This window comes from Pseudomonas sp. Y24-6 (assembly GCF_020295325.1).
Taxonomy (GTDB): domain Bacteria; phylum Pseudomonadota; class Gammaproteobacteria; order Pseudomonadales; family Pseudomonadaceae; genus Aquipseudomonas; species Aquipseudomonas gregormendelii.
Map to the genome: position 1 here is coordinate 1 of NZ_JACBXG010000005.1, position 22,605 is coordinate 22,605.

The following is a 22,605-nucleotide window of genomic DNA, read 5'->3' on the forward strand; positions in this document are numbered from 1 at the left end:
CTTGGCCTGCGGATCAGGATTCTCAAAGCCAATGATCAATAGGCCCATCGTAGCTTTACCCGCCTGACTCACCGACGATTGCTGCGTGGCCGCCGCCGTCACGCTTTCCCAGGGGACAATCCAATACTCGCCATCCTCTCGTGGCACACACACCTCGCGGCGTTGCCGATTAAAACGCACTGGTAAAGGCACATCACGAAATAAACCTTGGATAACAAACCAGATAGGAAGAAGCATGATAATCGAGCCCAAGATCAGAATATCTTGGCTGAAGTCAGAGTTAAGATTTCGGGTAAAGTAAGACATGGCTAATACTGTCATTATGCTAGGCCAGATCACCATTACCGCCGAACCAATGCTGTAGTTGCCAATATCGAGAAACACCTCGTTCTTTCGCCAAATGGTGTTGAGCACATCCGAGGGTTTTTCCCCGGTAGGAATGGGCAACGGCGCCAAGTAGTCATTGCGCGAAAACAGCCTCTTTTTCGTGGTGCCTGCCGGTGGTGTACTCATGCGCGGTCCTTGGGTTGCAGGTAAGTAGAGCCTGAACGCTCACTGGCGAGCGGGTAGCTTGGCACGCGATCCAGTTCCGGTGTCGGATCGTCCCGCAGGGCAATCACGTCTCCGCTGCCACTCACGGTAAAGGCCACACCGCGTTCGCCGCCGATAAAATTTCGGGCGCCCAGCAGCGCGGTCAATGGCGTGCGATACCTCAAGCGCAGGGAGATCGTGCTGGGTGGCGTGCTAAGGACACCTTGTACTGAGCTGAAGGGGCCGCTCAGGCGTAAGCCTTGGCCTTCCTTGACCGGTATCCAGCGACAGGTGCTGCTGGGCAGCCAGTGCGGTGCCATATCTCGCCAAGGGCGAGGCGGTTGGTAGTTGTTGGTCGGGCTGTTTTTGATCAAGTCGCGGTAGCGCTGGGTATCCACCGGATCACCGATCAGGCTCAGTTCCAGGTAGGCGCTGCTGGGCTCGGCCCCAGGCAAGTCGATGGTCAGGCTATTGATGGCGCTTACGTAAGTCAGCCCGGAAGGACCACTTGAACTTCCCATTACCGAGCTGCTCTCCATGCTCACTCGTGGGGTATACAGGATGCCGTACAGTTGGTTGAGTTCGTCTTGTTGGGCCTTGGCTGCGATAGGATCTAAATTCCCTGCTCGGGATTTTGACCAGCAGCAGAAGTTGAGGAAGTTTTGCAGTGGGGTTTGCTGAAAGAACCAGGTGATCAGGTACAGCACGCCCAGCACGGCAATGACCCAGTTCAGCGGGCCCATGTACAGCGAATAACGCATTATGGCGGTTTCGACTTCGATCAGGCCGGCCAAGGCTCTCGCCGTTTGACCGAACCCTAGTAATGCTTGGGCGCCATAGGCGGCGACCTGCCCGGCGACCACGGTCTGGCGCATCGTCAGCCACGGGTCGATGTGCGTTTGAGCGCTTTCTAGTTGTTTTTGCAGGGATTTAAATTCTGATAATGCGGCACCCGTAGATAGAAGCCCAATCACCCCGCCAAACAGGGTGAGGGTTGGGGCCGCTGCTGAGCGAATCAGAAATCGATCCTTCCCCAACCCCTGCCGCACCTGATTGTCAATCACCGCCGTCAACGCAGCGGCAGCATACAAGGTAGCGGAAACTGTATCGTTGACGCGCTGGCTGTCGCCCCCCTCCACGGCTCCGGCTTGACTCAAGTAGTTACTCGCATTAAGCGAGTTCAGCAGCAAGGCCGCCAACGGCACCACGCCACCGCTGTTGGTCACAAAGGAGGAGTTCACGATGCCTTTCACATGCCCGGCACCGATGGCATTCCCCGTGGAGCGCGCCCATTGCGTCAGCCCCTCGGCTTTTTGCCCCACCAATTTCCACACCGGCTGGCCGCCCTCAATAACAGACTGCAAACGAGCCTCGCTGCCCAGGCGAGCAGCAACCAAGACTCCCAGCCAGGCACTGCTGAAGGTTTTATCGCCTTTGAGCAACAGCAACGACGCAGCCAGACGGTTGACCAGTACGCTCCATGGGCTATGAGCGCTTTGGGCGATGGCGGCGAGGTCATTCAATATCGGCGCGGTCAGGGGCGCCAGTGCCTGATGGGTCGCGGTGATGTTTTCCGACGCCAATGCGGCCATCAGCTCGCCCAGACGAGTGGTGTTGTTAATGCCCGCATCGAGCGAGGGCGTCCAGGCGCGAAACAGTTGTGTCAGTGCGCCGCCATCGGCTGCCCGCACGTAGTCGGCGTATTGTTCGGCGCCCTGGGCACGAATGCATTGGGCGGTCAGGCAACCGGTGGCCAGTTCGGTTAACCAGTGCCGAGTCTCCAGGTCATAGTAATCGACAAACCAGGTGCCGCTGACTGAACGTTTGAGGTACATGCCTCGGTCGGTAAACAATGCTTTATGGCGTTGTTCGATGTGCTGGAAATGCGCTGGCGCGGTGGTATCGAGCCAGGTGTTCATCGCTGTCAGATCGATATACTCGCCGACCTTGGCACTGAGGAAATCGTTGTCGAGGTTGGCCTGCTTTTCGGCGCGGTACTCACGCACCACGAACTCTGCCTCGTTGTACAAATCAGCCGGAATAAAGGCCCGCACCGGTGCGACGATGGTATCGATGCGCGCATCGCGGGCGGTGGCTTCAGCCTGGCCAGGATGGCCACCGTACTGGCGGGCCCGGGTTTCAGCCTTTAGCTCCTCGTCCAGCTGATGCTGGGCATTGAGCATCACCCGACCCTGATCGGGTGTCAGGTGGATCTCACGCTCCTTGTAGCGGTAGCTGAGGGAGCCCGCCAGCTCGGCACCGTCTTCGCTGATCAGGCTGCGAACAAACCCGCCGATACTCAGGCGCAGATTGTTGTCACCGATCCATTGTTCGTGGCGCGCTTCCACCCATTCCTGCTCATGGTTGATATCGCGCAGCACACCCAAGTCATCATCCAGGCACGCGAAGACCGGGAACAAACCTTTGGCCTGCGCTTTGGCGGTTTCCAGCCAATCCTGAGTGCTCTGACCCTCCCACCGTTCGGCACTCCACTCTCCCGGAGGCTCATCGCTGGCGTCGGGGTGTTGAGCGATGACTTTCTCCCGCTCACGAGCACGGTGCATCGCTTCGGTGTAGGCATTGATGTTCGGGGTCGTCGGGTCTTTCATCGCGGTCGCACCCAGAGCATCGGTATCATCACCGCCCCGTTGCTGGTCAGCCTTCATCGACCGGGTATAGGTGGCCGCGATGAGTTCGGCCATGACCTGATCCGCGTTGAGCAGCGGCGGACAATGAGGCGCCTGCAGCTCGTTGGCCACCGTGCGCAAGGCGACGTGACGCATGTGCGCACTGCGTTTGGCGCTGCTGTCGCTCAGCGCCTGGCAGTGTTCCGGATTCAGTGGAAACTCACTGTAGAGCATCCAGGCGTCATGGATTTTCTTCAGGGCCAGACCTGTCAGGGTGCCATGAAGCAAGACGGTGGCATCGGCTTCCAACGGTTGTTCACTCAGCAAACCATTCGGCCCGATGGCATAGCGCTTGAGAGGCCCCTGGTCCTGCCACAGATAAAGAAAACCTCCCCGCAGCCGGCGTGCCGCCATAGGGTGGCTCTGGGTAGCCACGCCGGGCGCGCAGCAAGGATGGGCAGCTTTTTCTTCCGCCAGGGCATACCGCACGGGCACTACGAATACGTCGGGCTGGTGGGCTGGGCAGGGTGTAATTGAACTGTTGATATCTTCATGGGGCATCGCCTTCGCGGCCCGGTTAGCCTGAGCCAGCCGGTCAACCATGGCCAGTCTTTCAGCACTCATGCGGACAGTCCCTTATCAGTGAGCAACTGGCGCTCTAGTTCAGCACTCAGGTTGTCCAGGCGTTGCTCAGGTAAAACCCCAGGTTCGGTGAGAATCTGCCGGTAGACGGCATGGCCGGGAGCGTCCGGAAAGTCATTGCCTAGTCAGGCGTGAAAGCTGGCCCAGCGGGTGACTTCATCGGCGGCACCGTAGCCTTGCCGTTCAGCGCTGAGCTGACAGCTCGTGACCCACTGCTGCTGTTCGGCTTGATCCAATCCTTGCAGGCACTGAGGGAAGTGCTGCTGACAATGTTCGAGCAACTGCTGGGCAAGACGCTGCCGCTTGGCTTCGCTCAAGTGATCCAGTTGTTCTGGGGTCAGGCATAACCAAGGCTTTTCCGTATACTGCGCGATGGGCTGTTCAGGGTTTTCCTGACGAATAAATCCGGAGCTGTGAGCCAATTTCGGCAGCAAAACAAGTCGGATAGGCCCCATCAATCGATCACGTGCCTGGGGCTCCAGACCAGTCAGCCACAAACGCGTGATACGGGGGTCGTAGTAACGAAAAAGGACCGTGGCATCGCCCTCGACGCGGGCGTGAATCAGGCTGCGCAGGTGCTGAACTACAACGTCTTCACCGGCCTCTGACTCCAGCCAGATACCCGCCGTTGCACTCCACTCCAGTGCAAAGATGTGGGCCAACGGGCTGCTGGGGGAAACCGGCACCAGTATCGGGCCGATATCCGCCAGCTTGCTGTAGGCAGTGTGCTGATACAGCGACTGAAACTTGGTGTTTTTCCCCTGATCCAGCAAGCGCTCGGCCAGGTTGTCGATCTGAGCACCATCCAGCAGTAAATAAGCCTGATTCATGCATTCAACTCCGCCAGTTTTTGACACACCGCACAGACCGGTGCGGCATGACGTGCGGCCTGAATCAACGCAGACGTTTGCGTGGCCAGTGACGGAGCAACCACCACCTCGGCGACCACCGGTATGACCGAAAGTGCCGGCTGTGCAGGAACCCCCGCCATAGGTGCACCACCCTGGACGATGGGCACGCTGCTGAAAATGCCCCCAGGGGTGATGACGATGTGGTGACCTCCCGCGCTGAGCGTCAGGCTCATGCCGGCATCGACCACTACATTGGCCGCAGTGACGTGCGCGTGTGCGCCTGCCTGAATCACCACTGAACCCTGAGCCATGGTGCTGCTATTACCGTTGATGCTGATCAGCTCGCTACCGCCAATCACCGTGTTGCGCAGGCCTTGGGTCGTGTGCAGTTCGTCGCCCTTGATCAAGCAGGAACTGTTCTTGTCGACTTGTTCAAAACGGTCATTGCCAATCAGGCTGTGGCTGTCGCGAGTGATGTGCTCGCGACGGTCGTTACCAATCTTGGCGTCGCTGTCATTGAGGACCAATTGCTCGATGTCGCGCTGGGCACGCAGGCAGACTTTTTCTTGTCCCGCCCGGTCTTCAATCGACAGTTCGTTGTAGCCGCCACTGGCGGGCGAGCTGTGGCTACGCAGAACCGTTTTGGTTTTGTTCGCGGGCAGCGCGTACGGCACCGGCATGACCTTGTTCGGCACGCATCCGGTAATCAACGGATTGTCGGGATTACCCTCCAGGTAGGTCACCACCACTTCCATCCCGATACGCGGAATGGTCACCGCACCAAAGTGTTCTCCTGCCCAGTTGGACGACACGCGCAGCCAGCAACTGCTCTTGTCGCTGCCCAGTTCTGCGCGGTCCCAATGGAACTCGACCTTTACGCGCCCGTACTCATCGCAGAAGATTTCCTCTGCCACTGGACCGGTGACACGGGCGGTCTGGGTGACCAACACTGATTTGCGCGTGACCAGCGGTGGACGGTAGAACACGTCCCAGGGAATCGCGCTGAAGCTGTTGCGGTAGCCTTGAGTGAAGCCGTCCTCGGGGTTGAGGTCACTGGTGATCGCTTCCTCTAGCGCCTGCGGTTGCTTGCCCGAGTGCGTCACGCTGAGCAACAACCACAGGTCGTTGCATTGTTGACGCGGATGCTCGGTCAGGTCGAAGAAGTGACCGCTGCGCAGGTTCGGCTGGTCGCTTTTGCCCTCGGCCAACTGGTAGTCGGCACGGTGCCGCTCAAGCGCTTGTCGGGCAAGCTGTTTGCCGAGCTTTGCATTTTCGATCAACACCGGGTAGCGGTAGTCTTCGAGCGCTGGAGTAAACTCGGCAGTGAATTGGCTTTCCAGCAACAGGCTTGGACGTTTTAGATCGTAGGCACGTCGTGTGGTCGTGCTGGTTCGGGTGCTGAAGCGCATGGAAAACTGACTGACAACCGGATGATCCGCCGCCAAGCCGGAGCCTTGCTGATACGGGGTGCCCCCCAGTTTGGGGAAATAGGTCTGGTCGTCGGTAAACACCAGGTGGTGGCCTTCCTGGCTATGCTGGTGATGCCACGAAATCCCGTCCTCGCTGCACAGCCTTTGGACGTACTCGTAGTCGGACTCACCGTACTGACTGCAGTACTCGCGTTCAGGGCTGGTGCTGACATGAAAGGTATACGCATCCGCCAGAATGCCATGTTCCTTGAGTACCTGAGCGATGATTTGCGGCACCGTCAGATTCTGGAAGATTCTTTGGTTGTGGCTGAACTGCAGATAGTGAAGAGCCGGCACCAAGGTCAGGTGATAACGGGTCAGGCGCTTACCGGCCTCGCCCACGAACACATCTTCGATACGGCCATGAATCCCTTCGCCATTGAGGCCGAACTGGAGAAACGCTGGCTGACTGAGCAGGCTTTCCAGATCGAAATCAGGGGCCTCGCTGACGAGTTCAACCTGGATCGCATACAAGCTGCTGATGGCTTCATCGCCGTGAAAGGCCAATACCTTGAAACCATTGCGAACAGAGGGAATGAGTAGAGCGAAGTGCGCAGTATTGGCCGGCGCGAACATACGCTTATCCTTAAGCTGAAGTAGTAGAGCAAATGCGTGGTCCGAACCCTCCCAGGGCTGAGCACGCTTAAAATTTCCAACAGGCTAACAAGGTGTCAAAGAAGTTAATTTAGGAAAAATCCTAAGAGTCGCTCGAACGCTCACTAACGGAATGTCCGTCTGCGGACTGGTCTAAATTAGACAGCCAGCAAGAACTGGCACAAAACGAATAGTTATCAAAAAGACTAAGATGAGGGGCGACTCTCATGTCCGGTTCTTAGGGGACGGCGGCGCAGTAATTGAACGAGGCCCACTGCGCCCAGGACTGGGCCTGGGCGATGAAAAATGGTCAACTGAGCCGATAAAAACCTACTACGCCGGCTACGCGCTCACCCAACGCATGTAAAGCGAGCATGACGTCATTCAGATCACGACCGGTCAATTCAGCCAGCTCTTTGGCACTTTTTGACAATCCACCTTTTAGGTGACTCAAAATCTGATTTTCGAGCTTTGTGTAATCGTCAAGACGTTCCGCCAAATGCTCCTGTCCTCGGTATTTCACGAGCAACTGCTGAGCAGTTTGACAATCCGCAGCCTGCCGATCCCGCTCAAGAATCAAGATTTCATTCCGATCGAGTAATTGTTGATACAGGTGCTTTTCGTCTTTCCTGTTCAGTCGGAACACCAGGCTCAAAATGATAGAGACCGCCGCCAGCACCAGGAAAAGCACCCATAACGGAACATCACGGGACAGTAATGCGAGTACTCCTGATGCACCGTCAGGCACGAAGTAAGCAGTGATTGTTAAGACGGATGACACCAGGGATATGGTGTTGAAGTAAAGCCAGCCATGCTTCATTGCGATGAACCCTCCTTGAGACGCGTTGCCGAATTGGCCGTTGCATTGTTTCCTCTGCGAACGACAATCGCAATGTGTTGCAAATTCGCGGCTTAAGGTCCGTGCTTGCGCTCAACACTGTCACCAAAGGCTCGAATCATCTCCAGTAGCGCCTTCACCCGCAGTGGCAAGTTCCCGGCCGGGTACACCGCGTGCATCTGCGGGTTGTCACCGTTGCTGGAGGTGAGCCGGTACTCGGGGCAGACCCGGCGCAGGCGCCCCGCTTGCACTTCGGGCTCCGCCAGCCAGTCTGCCAGGCGGGCGATGCCGATGCCCGCCAGGGCGGCCTGGAACACCGCCACGCCCGAGCTGAAACGAAACCGTGGATGGACCCGAAGGCTGATGGCCTGCTGCCCACTGCGAAAATTCCATTCCTTGAGGATGCGCGGCGCCGTGTGCAGGATCAGCGCGTGGGCTTCCAGCGCGTCAATGGTCTCAGGCGTCCCGCGCCGCTGCAGGTAGCCGGGGCTGGCGTACAGATGACGGGAGTAACGCCAGAGCGGATAACCGATCAGGTCACTGGATTGCGCGAACGCGCCGCGTATCGAGAAGTCCAGCTTGCTCTTGGCCGGGTCGAGGGTCTCATCGGTAAAGATCACGTCGACGTTCACGTCCGGGTAACGCTCGGCGTACTGCGCGATCAATTGCGGCAAAACACCGTGGCCGAGGAACTCGGGGGCGGAAAAACGCACCCAGCCGCTCGCCATGCCGCTGAGACCGGCCAGGTCTTCATCCGCCTCACGTTGCACATCCAGCATTTTGCAGGCATGGGGCAACAGGCGTTCACCCGCCTCGGTCAGGCTTACGGCGCTGGAGGAGCGATTAAACAACTTGGCCCCGGCACTATCCTCCAGGCCTTGAACGGCGCGGGTCACCGCACTGGGGGAGCGCCCCAGCGCGCGTGCCGCCGCGACGAAGCTGCGCTTGCGCGCTACGGTCACGAAGGCTTCGAGCGCCCACAGCTGATCCAGAGCCATTGATCACCTCATTGCAGTTATCGCAACGTGGCATTGCAACACAAAAAAAGCCGGTCCGTTAACCTTCGCGCTCAACTTACAGGGACGTAGGCAAACAAGGAGCAAATGGACATGACCAAGATGGAAAAAATAATCGGGACATCAACGACCTCCGGGGGGGAACAGATTCGTGACTGGCAGGGCAGTCACTCAGCGAGTTCAACCCGTCAGGCGATACCGCAGGTTCATATCTCGTTCCAGGAGCAGCAAGCGCTTCGCGCCGGCCTGGCCTCCCTGGCCGTGACCGACAGCCTCTCGGGTATCCGTCACATGCCGGCCTTGGGGCAGTTGCTTGAGAGCGCCCTTTGCAGTGAAAAAATCGATCGCTTGCGCAACTTTCCCAAGGCCCCCGAGGAGGCAATGATCGTCAGGGGGCTGCCCCTGGACTCACACCTGCCCGCCACCCCCTACGACATGGCGCCGGGTATCGAGCAACTGCCGGTAGTGGCCGGCGCGATCCTGGCGGTGCTGCAAACCCTGCACACTCATCCGGTGGCCTACGAGGGTGAAAACGACGACACGGTGTTCCGCCACGTGTCGCCCAAGCAACAGTGTGAAGCCGAAAAGAGCTCTTACGGGTCGCGCATGGACCTGTGCATGCACGTCGACAACCCGCACCTGCCCTTGACGTGCGAGCCGGTCTCCGCGTTGTCGGCCTGTCCGGAATACCTGTGCCTGACCGGTCTGCGCTGCGAGCTGGATGTGCCGACCCGCATCGTTGCCATTAGCGAGGTGCTGGCCATGTTGCCCGCCTGGGTTGAAACAGCCTTGTCTCAACCGCAGTTCGCCATTCGCCGACCGGTGTCCTTCGGCAAGCCGGGCAATGTGCTGGAACAGGTGCCCCTGCTCTACAAAAGCGCAACCGGCGAGCTGTTTTGCCGTTACAACAAAGCCAGTGTCACCGCCACCGGCGCCATCGCGAACCTGGCCCTGCAGCTGTTCGAAGCCGCCGCCAATCACCCCGATGTCGTACGCCCCGTCCTGCTGCAACCGGGGGACATGCTGATCTTCAAGAACCAGCAAACCCTGCATGCCAGGGAAGGTTTTACCCCGCGCTACGACGGGCGCGACCGCTGGCTGCTGCGCGTTTTCGGGGTCAACGACCCGGCCCGGGTGCTGGCGCTGGACCCCCAACAACCCTTCATTGCAAGAGCCTGATGTTAATGGTCGATATTGTCATTCTTTGTGTGTTCGCCTTCGCCGCTGGCCTGATTGATGCGGCGGTGGGCGGCGGCGGCCTGATCCAGATACCCGCGTTGTTCAACGTGCTGCCTGCCGCACCACCGGCTGCGCTGCTGGGCACCAACAAGGTCGCGGCCGCGTTCGGCACCGCATTCGCGGCCAGGTCCTTCGTGCGCAAGGTGGTGATCAACTGGGGGCTGGTGATTCCAGCCGCCTGCGCCGCCTTTGTCATGGCCTTCTTCGGCGCGGCCACGGTATCGTTCGTGCCCCAGTCGGTGATGCGCCCGATGGTGCTGGTATTGATCGTGGTGATGGCGATCTACACCTTCTGCAAAAAGGACTTCGGCGCCCTGCACACCCCCACGCACATCGGTATCCGGCAGAAGTGGCTGGCGGTCGTCATCGGCGGTGCCATCGGTTTCTACGACGGGCTGTTCGGCCCTGGCACCGGTTCCTTCCTGATCTTCCTGTTTATCCGCTGCTTCGCCTTCGACTTCCTGCACGCCTCGGCGTCGGCCAAGCTGGTGAACATCGCGACCAACGTGGCGGCGCTGATGTTCTTCATCCCGACAGGTAACGTGCTGTACCTGATCGCCCTCCCCATGGCGGTCTTCAACATCCTGGGCGCGTTGACCGGCACCTGGCTGGCGGTGCGTAAAGGCGTGCCCTTTGTCCGGGCGCTGTTTCTGGTGTTGCTGGTGATGCTGATCAGCAAACTGTCCTACGACCTGCTACTGAAAATCTGAGGAAAGCCCATGCAGCCCATGTTTGATCGCCTGGTGGCGCTACTCGATGCCCACGCCGCCACCTATCGGGTGTTGATGCACGATGCCGAGGGGCAGTCGGCGCGGGTCGCCGAACTGCGTGGCACCGAACCCGGCCAAGGCGCCAAAGCCATGCTCTGCGCGCTAAAGGGTCAGGCCGAACCCTACGCCCTGGTGATACTGCCAGGGGACCAGAGGCTCGATATGAAGAAAGTCGGCGCGGCCCTGGGCGGAAAAAAAGCCGAACTGGTCAACGCGCAAACGGCCATGCAGTTGACCGGGTGCAGGATCGGCGCCATCCCTCCGTTTACCTTCGATGAGCGGATTCAATTGATCGTCGACCCGTCCCTGACCACGGGCTACGGCGAAATCGCCTTCAACGCCGGTCGGCTGGATGCATCAATGGTGCTCGATACGCAGGATTACCTGTCGATTGCCAAACCCCGGTTGGTGGATATCCGCCAGGGTTGATCACCGGTGGGCAGGGTTGCGACGAAAGCCAAGAACGCCGCAAGGTGTCAGGTGTTATGCGTTATCGTTAGCAACCATTGCGAGCAAGCTCGCGCCTGCAAGGACCTGAGCCCACCATGAAATTCGACCTCGCCTACTGCCTCAGCCTCGACACCAAGCTGTCGATCTATGACGTGCGCGATTTGAATTTCGACGAGACGATGGCCTTCGATTCCGCCAAGGAACACTTCCAGTGCCCTAACGATGCTTGCCGGGCGGCATTTGATGCGGCGAATGTGTTGACGACGTTCAACGCCAAGAACGTGAACTACGTTCGCACCCCGCATTTCAAGAACACACCCGGCACCCGCCATGTTGCAGATTGCCCTTACGTCAGTCTCAAGTCGGCGGCGCCAGGGGTAGACGGGGTGGAAGGAGATGACAGTCGGGAGGAACATTTCCCATCCGAGCTGTTACTCACTCGGCGGCAGTACGTGCGTAAACCGCCGAGCCCGGCCTTGGCTCCGGATGCAGTGCGCAACACTGCGAAAGCACCTTCGGCCGCTGACCATGGCGAACACCCAAGCAAGGATTCGGCGCCGGACAAGACCACGGTCTTCGCGCACCCGGTGGAGTGTTTTGTCTCCAACTTCGGCGACAAGGAACTGCTCAAGCGCACACCGCTGACGATTGGCGAGCACACGGCGCCTTATGCCTCGTTCTTCAAGAAGGTCGAATACCTGCAGGACAATCAGGGCTTGATCTACTGGGGCAAGATCAAGGAGATCAAGGACTACACCCAAAGCTTTCGCATCGATTTCGAACAGAAGGTCTGGTTCAAGCAAGCGGACGAGGCGAAGAAGAAGCCCTATTCGGTCAACGTTTACCTGAGCAAGAAGCTGATCGAGAACTACCGCAAGCGCAAAGCGTTTCTGCAAGAGATCAAGCACGCCATCGACAGCGATAAAGAACTGTTTTGTTTCTTCTACGGGGTCACGCCGGAATTGAAGCAGGTGCCGAGCAAGAAAAACCCCGAGCAGACGTTCGGGGTATTCACTGCGAACATAGAGAACCTGGACCACTTCATTGTTCGGGAAGCGCCGGGGCTGGCTGAGAAGTAACTCAACCTACCCGAGACACATCCCCAGCATCACCAAAACCAGCAGGCCAATGTAAACACGCGCATGAACTCGATCGGCAATTCTCCCGATCCAGGGCGCGGCCAATCGAATCCCCAACAACGACCCCAGCGTCAAAACCGCAAACGCCAGCACATCCACATAACCCATAAATCCAGGTCCCAAATCGAGCTTAGCCATCGCCATATAAGTGACTGTCCCGGCAAGGGCCACGGGTAAGCTCAGCGGGTTCGCCATGGAGGTCGCCTGGCTCATGCTTAGCCCGCATCGCCGCAGCAGTGGCACAGTCATGACGCTGCCGCCTACGCCGAGAAAGGTCGCAATGGCGCCGATGCCTACGCCGCCTGCGGACACTTCTGCCCTCTCCAACCGTCGTGGCATTCGGTTCTCGGCATGGGAAAGAAATCCGCGTCTGAACAGGCAGTCGACGATTGTCACGACCAGGTAGGCGATGAAGGCATATCGAATAACTGCGCCGCTGACCCACATGGCGGCGACAGCGCCGACTATCGCGCCCAGCCCAATAAATCCAGCCAATGGCCACAGGTAATGGCCAATCAGGTTGCCGGCGCGCCAGTGTTTTGCGGTGGCGACCAGGGCGTTTACGATCATTACGCAGGTGGAAGTGGCAACGGCAATGTGCATGGCCGCTTGGCCGATGGGGGAGTCGGCGCCGTGGCTGGCCATGAGCATGCTGTACAGCAGTGGCACCACCACGAAGCCGCCGCCGAAGCCGAACAGTACGGCGGTGACGCCGGTCATGCAGCCGAAAAATGCCAGCAAGAGGTAGAACATTGTGTGTCGTCCGTTAGTGGGAGCGGTCGACGATAGAGCGAAGCGCCTTGGCCTGCTTCAGCAAGCCAGCCAATAATGTTTGCGTTTACGCCAAAAATGGACGTTGTTCGATGCGCAATGTTTCGATTGAAGTACTGGACGACACGCCGCGAGCGGTGGTGGCGACGGGTACGGATTATTCCTACGGCTATTTGCTACCTCGTCATATACACCGTCGGGCACAGCTGTTGTATGGCGCTACCGGGGTGATGCAGGTCAGCACGCGCGAGGGCAACTGGGTGGTGCCACCCCAAAGAGCGGTGTGGATTCCGGCGGGTGTGGCCCATGAGGTGCTGATGCTCGGGGTGAGCACACGCAGCCTCTACGTCGAGCCCGCCGCCGTCGATTTAGGTCCCCGGTGCCAGGTGCTGGGTGTTTCGCCCTTGATGCGCAATTTGCTGCTGGAGGCGGTGGAAATGCCCCTGGAGTATGACGAGCGCGGGCGCGATGGCGTGTTGATCGAGTTGTTGCTGCACGAACTGCGCAGCTGCGCGCGCCTGCCGTTGCACATTCCGCTGCCGGTCGAGCCCAGGTTGCTCGCGCTGTGCCAGGGGTTTCTGCAGCACGCCGACGCTCATCAACCGCCGCAGCAGTGGGCTGATGCATTGCACGTCAGCCTGCGTTCGTTCAATCGTCTGTTTCGCCTGCAGACAGGCTTGAGCTTCAGCCAATGGCGCCAGCGCGCCTGCGTCGTACTGGCGCTGGCGCGATTGGCGCAAGGCTCACCGGTAACGCGGATCGCCCTGGATTTCGGTTATGACAGCCCGGCGGCGTTCTCCACGATGTTTCGACGGGTGCTGGGGCAGGCGCCGTCCGTCTGGCTGAAGGGGACAAAAGTGTAAAAAACGAAAAATGAGTTTGATCCGGGCGCAAAACCACTGTACAAAAACACAGTATATCAAAAACAGCACTCTCGAGCCCGGAGAACATCATGGCCTCTCAAGCGATCAAAATCACCCTGGAACGCATCGCCCTTTTCCAATTCACCCCCGCCCACTGCGCCCAGGCCCGGGCCATGCTGGATTGGAGTATCGAAGAGTTGTCCCGAGAGTCCGGGGTGTCGGTGGAGGCCATTCAACGATTCGAGAATCAGCAGCCAGTGCTGGATGTCACGCGGCTGGCGTTGGCCTATCGGTTTGAGTCGCAAGGGTTGGCGTTCTTCCCGGGTTTTGCGCCGGGTCGGGGTATGAATGTGCGCGGGTCGACGCCCAATCCTGTGGGTCGGGCGGATTATGCGATGGTTGAGTGAGCGATCATGTATTGACAAATATACCAATATAGGTATATTTTTATATGAGCACAAGGAAGTCGCTCCTGTGGGCTCGTGCGGTCTACACGGTGAGATTTGGCAATGCCATCTACGTTCTGCACTGCTTTCAAAAAAAGTCATCTTCGGGAATTAAAACGGCGCAGAGCGACGTCGAATTAATCAGAACGAGACTCCAGGCAGCGCAGGCTCACGCAAAAGGATCGAAGAATGATTGAAATTGAAAAAAGCAGCGGCAACGTTTACGAAGACCTCGGGACACCCGAAGCCAGTGAAATGCAGGTCAAATCCCAGTTGGCGGCGAAGATTGGCGAGATCATCAAGGCCCGGCATTTGACCCAAGTTCAAGCGGCCGAAATTCTAGGGCTGACACAGCCTAAGCTTTCGCAAATGCTGCGAGGAAAGTTTCGTGGCATCAGCGAGTCCAAGATGATGGACTGCCTGTTATTACTCGGGCGTGATGTGCAGATCGTTATCAAGTCAGCCCCCCGCTCAAGGAAAGAGGGCCGAATTGAAGTGGTATTCGCCTGAAGACTGCACATTCACCAACCGTGCGATGACGGATGGCCAGTGACAGAACTCACTGACTCGCCAGCCTGCCGATACTGTTCAGAACTGCATCATCACCGTTCCTCAGATCACGTACGAATACTCACTTCAAGCCGTAGCTTTTACCCCGGGCTTTGTTGGTTCTGGTAAACCGGCTGCTCGACTTCGTACCACCAGGCTTCCCCGCGACAAGGTTGCTTCAGGTTAAACGCCTCCCCCATCTGCGGGGTCGTTATCGACACACTGCGCTCCCAGGCCAGTGCCATGATGCGGTCGAACGGTTCGTACCAGGCATGCATCGACAAGTCGAAAGTACCGTTGTGGATAGGCAGCAGCCAGCGCCCTTTGAGGTCGATGTGCGCCTGCAGGGTTTGCTCAGGCTGCATGTGCACATGCGGCCACTCGACGTTGTAGGCGCCGGTTTCCATCAGCGTCAGGTCGAACGGGCCGTGCTGCTCACCGATGCGCTTGAAGCCATCGAAGTACCCGCTGTCGCCGCTGAAGAAGATCCGCGTATCGGCGTCGATCATCACCCACGAAGCCCATAGCGTGATGTTGCCATCGAACAGGCCACGCCCGGAAAAATGTCGCGACGGCGTGGCGATGAACTGGATGCCGTCGACCTCGGTACCTTGCCACCAGTCCAGTTGTCGCACCTTGCTGGCATCGACTCCCCACTTGATCAGCGTGTCACCGACACCCAGCGGGGCCAGGAAATAGTTGGTCTTGCTTGCGAGCTGGAGCACGGCCTGATAATCCAGGTGATCGTAATGATCATGGGAGAGGATCACCGCTTCGATCGGCGGCAGTGCTTCGAGGCTGATCGGCGGTTGATGAAAGCGCTTGGGCCCGGCCCATTGCACGGGCGATGCGCGTTCGGCGAACACCGGATCAGTAATCCAGAATTTGTCGCGCATTTTCAGCAATACAGTCGAGTGGCCAAGGCGGTAGACGCTGTGATTGGGTGCGGCGATCAGCGCCTCGCGTGTCAGCGGCTGCACCGGCACCGCGGCGGCTGGGCGGGTGTTGCGCGGTTTGTGGAAGATCATGTTCCACATGATGCGCAGCATCTTGCGCAGTCCTTCGCGCTGGACGGGGGCATGGTTGCGAAAGAGCCCTTCGACCTGACGGGAAGATTCAGGTTCGCGAACCGTGTCTGAATCAGAGATGGCCATAAAAAACTCCAGAACGAGCGCAAACGATTGCGTGTTGGCTCGGTGAACCGGGATGAATGGCCAAGCATGCACGCATCAGCCAGAAATCTATTTTTACCAGCGCAGGATTAACACAACATTACACTGCACGGTGTAGTTTCAAGGTTGCATCAAAGCCGATCACAAGTAAACTGCTGAGTGTAATTCTTCTCTCTTCCTGCCGAAGCGTACTTATGACAGCTCCAAAGCGCCTGACCGATCGAAAACGCGAAGCCATCATCCAGGCTGCCATTGCCGAATTCCGCGCCAACGGTTTCGACATCACCAGCATGGACAAGATTGCCGCGACGGCAGACGTGTCAAAGCGCACGGTGTACAACCACTTCCCGAGCAAAGAGGAATTGTTTGCCGAGATCCTCAATCAATTGTGGGCCCGGGTCACCGCCGAACAGGACGTGGCGTACCAGCCCGACCAGCCCCTGCGCGGCCAGATGCGCCAGTTGCTGATGGCAAAGATGCACACGCTGGGGGATGAGAATTTTCTCAACCTGGCGCGCGTCGCCATTGCTGCCACCATCCATTCCCCCGAGCGCGGGCAAGACATGGTTGCGCGCATGAACGAGCGCGAGGGAGGCCTGACGGTGTGGATTCGTGCAGCACAGGCGGATGGTCGCCTGAAGCCGGTCGACCCGGCCTTCGCCGCGCATCAGATACAAGGCATGCTCAAGTCATTCGCGTTCTGGCCACAGATCTCCCTGGGTTTGCCGAGCATTGAGGCCGCGATGCAGGACCAGGTGGTGGATTCGGCCCTGGACATGTTCCTGGCCTGTTATCAGCTGGCATAAATGACAAGGTCTGACCGCTGGTCAACGTTGCGCTGACGCGGCATGAAACTTCGCGATGTGTTTCAGAATGAAACCGGCGCCAGCGCTATAGTGTGGCTCTGTCCTAACGACCCGCAGAGAGCACCATGACCACGACGACTGATTCCAAACCCGCAGCCCCTGTCGATCACCTGCGGTTCCACCGCCGTCATGCTCACCTCGCCCCGACCTTTGGCAACGACAAGTTCGCCCTGCGCGCCGAGGCATTCGCGCGGTTCTTCGGTACCCCGACCTTTCTCGGCGCACAGACGCTGATCGTAGTGCTGTGGGTGTGCCTCAATGTATTTGGCGTGGCGCACTTCGATCTGTATCCGTTCATCCTGCTCAACCTCGCGTTCAGCCTGCAGTCAGCCTACGCCGCGCCCTTGATTCTATTGGCCCAGACTCGCCAGGCAGCACGGGACAAAGCCCAGTCGGATGCCGACGCCCAGCACCGCGAAGCACTGGCGGTGGCCAACACCGAGCGCCAGGCACAGGCCGCGCACAACTCCGCGCAGTTATTGGAATTGCTGGAACAGAACACTCGCCTGACCGAGATGACAAAAGCGCTGACCGAGCGCATCGAGAACCTCACTTCGCAAATGCACCAGCACCTTGTGCTCGAGCACCCGCCAACTAACAATTGATCTGGCGGCTGGTCGGGCCACTTCGTCGGTACGCCTCACCCCTGCACAAGACTGCGCTGCGCCAGAATCTGCGGCACTTCCCTGCGGTTCATGTACACCCGCAACGGTTCGGTCACGTTGATCCGGTCATCGATGTTCTGATCCAGCAGCAACTGAATCGACTCCCGGTTGAGCGTCATGCCCTGCCCCGGCCCAGGCGACCAGACGAACTCACTCACAGGAATAATGCCGTCATCCGCCACGTCCATGCCGAAGGAATCCTCGCTGAAACGTACGATGTATTGGCCGGTTTTGCGGTTGAGGCCGACGAAACCCTTGAGCTGGTCGGCGGCCTGGCAGATGAGCTGGGAAGTGATGCGCATATAAACCTCACAACAAGTGATCGATGGTTTACACGCAAGGCGGGTTCACGGGTTTCCCTCTGCCGGGGAAACTGCCGTGGCCAAGAGTACTGCAAAGAAGCGCACAAATGCGCTGAAAAAAACTGCTTTAAACAGGTTTATGTCGGTCTGGCGATAGCGCTGTCGGCGCTCAGTTGTTAAAAGGGACGTCTTTGAAAACTGCGAAAGGACCTCGACCATGGCTGTCACCTTCACCCAAAGCGCTCTGCTGCTGAGCGTGCTGCTCGGTCTCGGCCAGGCACAGGCCGCCAGCGAGCCAAGCCCTACAGCGCTGGCAACCCGCCTGGGCATACCGCACCCGGCGGTGATTGCGCACCGCGGCGCGTCATTCGATGCACCGGAATCCACCGCTGCCGCCTACAAGCTGGCTCGCGACCTGGGCGCCGATTATCTCGAACTGGACCTGCAGCGCAGCAAAGACGGCGTACTCTTCGCCCTGCACGACGACAACCTGCAACGCACCACCGACGTGGCCACCAAGTTCCCCGAGCGCAAGGACAGCCCGGCCAACGCCTTTACCCTCGCCGAGCTCAAAACCCTCGACGCCGGCAGTTGGTTCAACAAGGCCTACCCAGACCGCGCGCGCCCCTCATTCGTCGGCCTGCAGATCCTGACCCTCGACGAAATCATCGACATCGCCCAGGGCAATCCGTTGCACAAGCCGGGCCTGTACATCGAGACCAAGGAACCGAAGCAGTTTCCAGGGCTTGAACGTGATTTGAAGGACAAGCTCCAGGACCGCGGCTGGCTGAGCCCCGCCGGGTCAAAGTTGGCAAAGAGCCCACTGGCCGTGGGCCAGGGCAAAGGCAAGGTGGTGCTGCAGACGTTCGAGAAGAGCAGCCTGGAACTGCTGGAAAAGGAAATGCCCCAGGTGCCGAAGATCTTGTTGCTGTGGGTCGGGCCGGGCAGCATCGAGCCCAAGTCCAAGGTGACCTTCGCTGAGTCCGGCGACAAGGACAAAGCCACCTACTACGCCAAACAGGAACCCAAGAGCAAAGCCGAATTCCAGCAATGGGTCGAGTACGCTAAATCTGCCGGCGCCATCGGCACCGGTCCTTCTGCGGCGTTGACCAAAGGTGGCGACCAGAGCTACTCCGATCTGGTGCAACCGTGGATGAACCAGTACACCCACGACCAGGGTTTGCTGGTGCACGTGTACACGATCGACGATGCGGTGGACTATCAGAAAGTCACGGATGCAGGGGTTGATGGCATCTTCACCAACCGTGCCAGTGAGCTGCTGAAGTTCTACAAGCGTCCCGCGGCGGCGAGCGTCGGGCAATTGTTGCAGAATAATGGGTATTGAGTCGGGACCGAGGTGAGTCGATCACGGGCAAGCCGTGCTCCCACGGCGAGGACACTCAGTTCCAGCCGCAATAGGGAATTAAGCCTGAATTAAGTTGCCACAGTTAATCTGATCCCACTTAAACAGTTCATCCAAGGAAAGAACCCATGAAAACTTTGACTGCTCTCTTCACTGCTGCTGCCCTCACCCTTACCGCTGGCCTGGCCCAGGCTGACGTTCCAGTGGATCAGATCCCGCAACTGGTCAAGGACGGCAAGATCAAGCCGTTGGCAGAACTGAACCAGGTCGTCATGAAGCTGCACCCGGGCGCCACCATTACCGATAGCGACCTGGACAACCACTTCAATGGTTACGAGTACGAAGTGGAACTGCGTGACGCCCAGGGCGTTGAGTGGGATGTCGACTTGAACGCCGCGACGGGCGAAGTTCTGAAGAACAAAAAAGACGACTGATTGAACAATTAAAAAGCCGCACGATTTCACGATCGTGCGGCTTTTTGCTGCTCCGCAAAAAAACTACGCACTCAGGCGCGCCGTCACCTCATTCAACTGCCCGGACAAACCGTGCAGGTTGTGGCTGGCCGCTTCGGTACGCTGCACGTTATCCAGATTGGTGCTGGCAATGCTGGTGATCTCGGTCAGGTTCCGCGAAATATCCTCGGCCACTGAGGTCTGCTCTTCGGCAGCCGTAGCAATCTGGCGGTTCATGTCGCGGATCGCTTCCACCGCCAGGGTGATGCGCTCAAGCATGGCGCCAGCCTGGGTAACTTGCGCAACGCTTTCCTCACTGCGGGACTGGCCACTCTCGATTGCATGAGCCGCATCCACCGCACCGGTTTGCACCGTCTGGATAATCTGGTTGATCTCGATAATCGACGCCGCCGTGCGCTGCGCCAGGCTGCGAACTTCATCGGCCACCACGGCAAAACCGCGTCCTGCTTCGCCAGCCCGTGCGGCTTCGATCGCGGCGTTGAGCGCCAGCAGGTTAGTCTGCTCGGCGATGCCGCGAATCACTTCCAGAACCTTGCCGATGCGCCCGCTGTCGGTTTCCAGCTGGCGAATGACCGTCGCGGTATTGGCAATTTCACCGCGCATCAAGGTGATGGTCTCAATCGTGCCCTGCATGACTTTTTCGCCCTCCTGCGCTGACTGGTCGGCGTCGTCGGCAGCACGTGCTGCGTCGGCTGCGTGACGCGCCACTTCCTGGGCGGTAGCGGACATTTCGTTCATCGCCGTCGCCACCTGATCAGTGCGGTTGAACTGTTCATTGGTGCCACCGGCCATGAGGCTCGCGATCGACTTCAACTCGCCGCTGGCGCTGTCCAGGTCCGACGCACTGCGCTGCAGACGACTAAACGTATCGGCGAGAAAGTCGCGCAGGGTATTGGCCGCAACGGCGAGCTTGCCCAACTCATCCTGCCGGGTGCTGGCCGCTCGTTCGGCAAAACGTCCCTGGCTGAGTTGCGCCACGTAGTCGATCAATTTGCGGATCGGCTCAACCAGGTTGCGGTTGACCAGCCACAGGCTCAACAGGCCGATCAACAAACCCGAGACCAGCATCACCACGAGACCCAGCAACACGGTGCGATCGGCACTGGCGCTGATCACTGTCGACTGCTCAGTGCCCTGCTTACGCAACTCGCTGACCAGTTCGCTCATCTGCTCGCTGGCGGCACGGTCGACACCTTTGACCGCGGCGTCCCCCGCCGTGGGATCAGCACCCGCCGCCACATAGGCATCGCGTCCCTTCTGGTAAGCGGCGCCCAGCAGGCGATGCTCATCGCGCAGACGTTCGATGCGTGTCTTCAGTTGCGGTTCGATGCCCTTCTGCCCGGCCAGTTCACCGAGAATATTCTGCACGTCGCGCTGACGGTCCTCGAACTGCTTCCAGTACTTGGCCAGTTCAGCCGGTTGCTTGCCACGCAGCAGGACGTTTTTCCATTCCTGCACTTGCACCTTGAATTGCAGGTTGGCTTCGTCGATCAACTGCGAAGTGTGTAAAGGTCCTTCGATGAGATTGGCGTAGCTCTGAACGCCGCCAGACAAGAAGTGAAAGCAGGACAGCGCGATCAGCAACATCGCCAGCAGGCTGCCGCTCAACAAAGCGAGGATTTGTGCTCTCAGGGATTTTTGCAAAAACATCGAGTGGTATCTCATGGCAGGGATAAGACACGCCAGGCAGGCGTGCAAGATGTCCGGACATCCCTGTCGGCGACGCAGGTCCACGACCTTCATCGCAATCGAACCAGCTACCCGTCATCGGCGCGTCAAAGCCTTTCTTTAGCGATTTAGACCCAATGGCGCACGAGACTCATCCATCATCAAAACGTCATAAAACGGTAAGAATTCAGCGCCATGCTGCGGCTCAAGTGTCCCTGTAAAACTTTGCAATATTTGCCTCCCGCAGCGAGACCTCATGAACCACAGCATCGATCACAGCCATCGCGACCAGGACCTGTTTGGTCTGCTGTACGGTTTCAGTTTTCGGCCCGGCGAGCCTGGCCGAGAGATCGATTCGGCCCGGGCACTGCAGTGCCTGCAGCAGCCCCAGGACAGCGAGGAATTCCTCTGGCTGCACCTGAACCTGGCACACGCCGCCTGCGAGCGCTGGATGAAAAGCCATCTGGAATTGCCCGATGAGTTTTTCGAAGCCCTTCACGAAGGCTCGCGTTCAACGCGCATCGAGCATGTGGATTCAGCGCTGCTGGCGGTGGTCAACGATGTGGTATTCAACCTCAGCAGCATGGTGTCCTCCGATGTGTCGACGTTGTGGGTCTGCGCCCGCAGCCGGCTGATCATCAGCGCGCGCCTGCAACCCTTGCACTCGGTGGACAAGCTGCGCTCGTCGGTCAAAGCCGGTGAACGCTTTCGTTCGCCTCTGGAGTTGCTGGTTCATTTGCTGCGCGATCAGGGCGAAGTGCTGACCCAGATTGTGCGGCGCACCAGCCTCAGCGTTGATCAGATTGAAGACGAGCTACTGTCCTCGCGACTGTCGACCAACCGCGCCGAACTGGGCGCCAACCGTCGGGTGCTGGTGCGCTTGCAGCGCTTGCTGGCACTGGAGCCGGGTTCATTGCTGCGCTTGCTCAATCGGCCGCCGCAGTGGTTGCAGAAGGAAGACGTGAAGGAGTTGCGCAAGTCCACCGAGGAGTTCGCGTTGATCATTAACGACCTGACGGCACTGGGTGAGCGCATCAAATTGTTGCAGGAAGAAATCGCCGCCAATCTCAACGAGCAAAGCAACCGTACGTTGTTCACCCTTACCGTGGTGACGGTACTGGCACTGCCGATCAACATCATTGCCGGTTTTTTTGGCATGAACGTGGGTGGGGTGCCGCTGGCGGGAGATCCGCAGGGGTTCTGGATTCTGGTGGCGCTGGTGGCCACCTTCACCGTGATTGCCGGGCGCTGGGCTTTTCGCAAGCGGCAGGATTATTAAGATCAAAAGATCGTCCGAACGC

Annotated in this window: 22 protein-coding genes and 3 pseudogenes; 13 read left to right on the top strand and 12 right to left on the bottom strand. The window is 58.7% G+C overall.

The annotated features are described in order from the left end of the window. The 6 genes and pseudogenes from HYI44_RS10910 to HYI44_RS10935 all read right to left on the bottom strand — a co-directional run. Window positions 1-513 (bottom strand): annotated as a pseudogene (locus tag HYI44_RS10910) (hypothetical protein); the annotation flags it as partial. Further along, a complete protein-coding gene (locus tag HYI44_RS10915) occupies window positions 510-3,782 on the bottom strand; it encodes a toxin VasX (RefSeq protein WP_225569410.1) in 3,273 nt (1,090 codons plus the stop codon). The gene HYI44_RS10915 and the pseudogene HYI44_RS10910, both read right to left, overlap by 4 nt. A gap of 143 nt (window positions 3,783-3,925) precedes the next feature. Beyond that, window positions 3,926-4,630: a DUF4123 domain-containing protein gene (locus HYI44_RS10920; protein ID WP_225569411.1), complete on the bottom strand. Its 705-nt coding sequence runs from the start codon at window positions 4,628-4,630 to the stop codon at window positions 3,926-3,928. Next, window positions 4,627-6,696 (bottom strand): type VI secretion system tip protein VgrG, encoded by a 2,070-nt coding sequence (locus HYI44_RS10925; RefSeq protein ID WP_225569412.1) that lies wholly within the window; start codon window positions 6,694-6,696, stop codon window positions 4,627-4,629. The genes HYI44_RS10920 and HYI44_RS10925 overlap by 4 nt, the downstream gene beginning before the upstream one ends. A 328-nt stretch (window positions 6,697-7,024) precedes the next feature. After that, window positions 7,025-7,534, bottom strand: coding sequence for a hypothetical protein (locus HYI44_RS10930; RefSeq protein WP_225569413.1), 510 nt, complete (start codon window positions 7,532-7,534; stop codon window positions 7,025-7,027). 92 nt (window positions 7,535-7,626) lie between these two features. Continuing rightward, window positions 7,627-8,550, bottom strand: coding sequence for a LysR family transcriptional regulator (locus HYI44_RS10935; protein ID WP_225569414.1), 924 nt, complete (start codon window positions 8,548-8,550; stop codon window positions 7,627-7,629). 111 nt (window positions 8,551-8,661) lie between these two features. Between HYI44_RS10935 and HYI44_RS10940 the strand changes: the two genes are divergently transcribed. The 4 genes from HYI44_RS10940 to HYI44_RS10955 all read left to right on the top strand — a co-directional run bounded on the left by HYI44_RS10940 (window position 8,662) and on the right by HYI44_RS10955 (window position 12,106). Then, complete coding sequence (locus HYI44_RS10940; RefSeq protein ID WP_225569415.1) at window positions 8,662-9,747, top strand: TauD/TfdA family dioxygenase; 1,086 nt, start codon at window positions 8,662-8,664, stop codon at window positions 9,745-9,747. A gap of 5 nt (window positions 9,748-9,752) precedes the next feature. Next, window positions 9,753-10,517, top strand: coding sequence for a sulfite exporter TauE/SafE family protein (locus HYI44_RS10945; protein WP_225569416.1), 765 nt, complete (start codon window positions 9,753-9,755; stop codon window positions 10,515-10,517). A 9-nt stretch (window positions 10,518-10,526) separates the two neighbouring features. After that, entirely contained in the window at window positions 10,527-11,006 is a 480-nt protein-coding gene (locus HYI44_RS10950) for a YbaK/prolyl-tRNA synthetase associated domain-containing protein (protein ID WP_225569417.1), read from the top strand. A 116-nt stretch (window positions 11,007-11,122) separates the two neighbouring features. Next, window positions 11,123-12,106: a hypothetical protein gene (locus HYI44_RS10955; protein ID WP_225569418.1), complete on the top strand. Its 984-nt coding sequence runs from the start codon at window positions 11,123-11,125 to the stop codon at window positions 12,104-12,106. 6 nt (window positions 12,107-12,112) lie between these two features. Here the strand turns inward: HYI44_RS10955 and HYI44_RS10960 are convergent, their stop codons facing one another. After that, entirely contained in the window at window positions 12,113-12,919 is an 807-nt protein-coding gene (locus tag HYI44_RS10960) for a sulfite exporter TauE/SafE family protein (RefSeq protein ID WP_225569419.1), read from the bottom strand. Between the two features lie 110 nt (window positions 12,920-13,029). Between HYI44_RS10960 and HYI44_RS10965 the strand changes: the two genes are divergently transcribed. The 4 genes and pseudogenes from HYI44_RS10965 (at window position 13,030) to HYI44_RS10980 (ending at window position 14,756) form a co-directional block, all read left to right on the top strand. Next, window positions 13,030-13,800, top strand: a complete 771-nt coding sequence (locus HYI44_RS10965) for an AraC family transcriptional regulator (RefSeq protein ID WP_225569420.1) — start codon at window positions 13,030-13,032, stop codon at window positions 13,798-13,800. Between the two features lie 89 nt (window positions 13,801-13,889). After that, window positions 13,890-14,207, top strand: coding sequence for a helix-turn-helix domain-containing protein (locus HYI44_RS10970; RefSeq protein WP_122840212.1), 318 nt, complete (start codon window positions 13,890-13,892; stop codon window positions 14,205-14,207). 74 nt (window positions 14,208-14,281) lie between these two features. After that, a pseudogene (locus HYI44_RS10975) lies at window positions 14,282-14,443 on the top strand (type II toxin-antitoxin system RelE/ParE family toxin); the annotation flags it as partial. After that, on the top strand, window positions 14,436-14,756 hold the full coding sequence (locus HYI44_RS10980; protein ID WP_122840210.1) for a helix-turn-helix domain-containing protein: 321 nt from the start codon (window positions 14,436-14,438) through the stop codon (window positions 14,754-14,756). The pseudogene HYI44_RS10975 and the gene HYI44_RS10980, both read left to right, overlap by 8 nt. Window positions 14,757-14,896: 140 nt before the next feature. Here HYI44_RS10980 and HYI44_RS10985 read toward each other — a convergent pair whose 3' ends face one another. Continuing rightward, a complete protein-coding gene (locus tag HYI44_RS10985) occupies window positions 14,897-15,949 on the bottom strand; it encodes an MBL fold metallo-hydrolase (RefSeq protein ID WP_225569421.1) in 1,053 nt (350 codons plus the stop codon). Between the two features lie 212 nt (window positions 15,950-16,161). Between HYI44_RS10985 and HYI44_RS10990 the strand changes: the two genes are divergently transcribed. Both HYI44_RS10990 and HYI44_RS10995 read left to right on the top strand, forming a co-directional pair. Further along, the gene (locus HYI44_RS10990) at window positions 16,162-16,773 is read left to right on the top strand and encodes a TetR/AcrR family transcriptional regulator (RefSeq protein WP_225569422.1); all 612 of its coding nucleotides are present in this window, start codon (window positions 16,162-16,164) and stop codon (window positions 16,771-16,773) included. A 125-nt stretch (window positions 16,774-16,898) separates the two neighbouring features. Further along, on the top strand, window positions 16,899-17,438 hold the full coding sequence (locus HYI44_RS10995) for a DUF1003 domain-containing protein (RefSeq protein ID WP_045060741.1): 540 nt from the start codon (window positions 16,899-16,901) through the stop codon (window positions 17,436-17,438). Window positions 17,439-17,473: 35 nt separating this feature from the next. Here the strand turns inward: HYI44_RS10995 and HYI44_RS11000 are convergent, their stop codons facing one another. Both HYI44_RS11000 and HYI44_RS11005 read right to left on the bottom strand, forming a co-directional pair. Beyond that, window positions 17,474-17,800 (bottom strand): DUF2025 family protein, encoded by a 327-nt coding sequence (locus HYI44_RS11000; protein ID WP_225569423.1) that lies wholly within the window; start codon window positions 17,798-17,800, stop codon window positions 17,474-17,476. A gap of 45 nt (window positions 17,801-17,845) precedes the next feature. Further along, window positions 17,846-18,019 carry a hypothetical protein gene (locus HYI44_RS11005; protein ID WP_225569424.1) on the bottom strand — a complete coding sequence of 58 codons (174 nt, stop codon included), beginning with the start codon at window positions 18,017-18,019 and terminating at the stop codon, window positions 17,846-17,848. On the opposite strand from HYI44_RS11005, the gene HYI44_RS11010 reads away from it, so the two are divergent. Together HYI44_RS11010 and HYI44_RS11015 are read left to right on the top strand one after the other, a co-directional pair. Further along, a complete protein-coding gene (locus HYI44_RS11010) occupies window positions 18,018-19,145 on the top strand; it encodes a glycerophosphodiester phosphodiesterase (RefSeq protein ID WP_225569425.1) in 1,128 nt (375 codons plus the stop codon). The genes HYI44_RS11005 and HYI44_RS11010 overlap by 2 nt on opposite strands. A 146-nt stretch (window positions 19,146-19,291) precedes the next feature. After that, window positions 19,292-19,597: a PepSY domain-containing protein gene (locus HYI44_RS11015; RefSeq protein ID WP_122840204.1), complete on the top strand. Its 306-nt coding sequence runs from the start codon at window positions 19,292-19,294 to the stop codon at window positions 19,595-19,597. A 63-nt stretch (window positions 19,598-19,660) separates the two neighbouring features. On the opposite strand, the gene HYI44_RS29560 is transcribed toward HYI44_RS11015, so the two are convergent. Together HYI44_RS29560 and HYI44_RS29565 are read right to left on the bottom strand one after the other, a co-directional pair. Further along, the gene (locus tag HYI44_RS29560) at window positions 19,661-20,428 is read right to left on the bottom strand and encodes a methyl-accepting chemotaxis protein (RefSeq protein ID WP_412548484.1); all 768 of its coding nucleotides are present in this window, start codon (window positions 20,426-20,428) and stop codon (window positions 19,661-19,663) included. Between the two features lie 165 nt (window positions 20,429-20,593). Beyond that, window positions 20,594-21,379 (bottom strand): annotated as a pseudogene (locus HYI44_RS29565) (methyl-accepting chemotaxis protein); the annotation flags it as partial. A gap of 181 nt (window positions 21,380-21,560) precedes the next feature. Here HYI44_RS29565 and HYI44_RS11025 point away from each other — a divergent pair. Beyond that, a complete protein-coding gene (locus HYI44_RS11025; RefSeq protein WP_122840202.1) occupies window positions 21,561-22,583 on the top strand; it encodes a transporter in 1,023 nt (340 codons plus the stop codon). The last annotated feature ends 22 nt before the right edge of the window (window positions 22,584-22,605 follow it).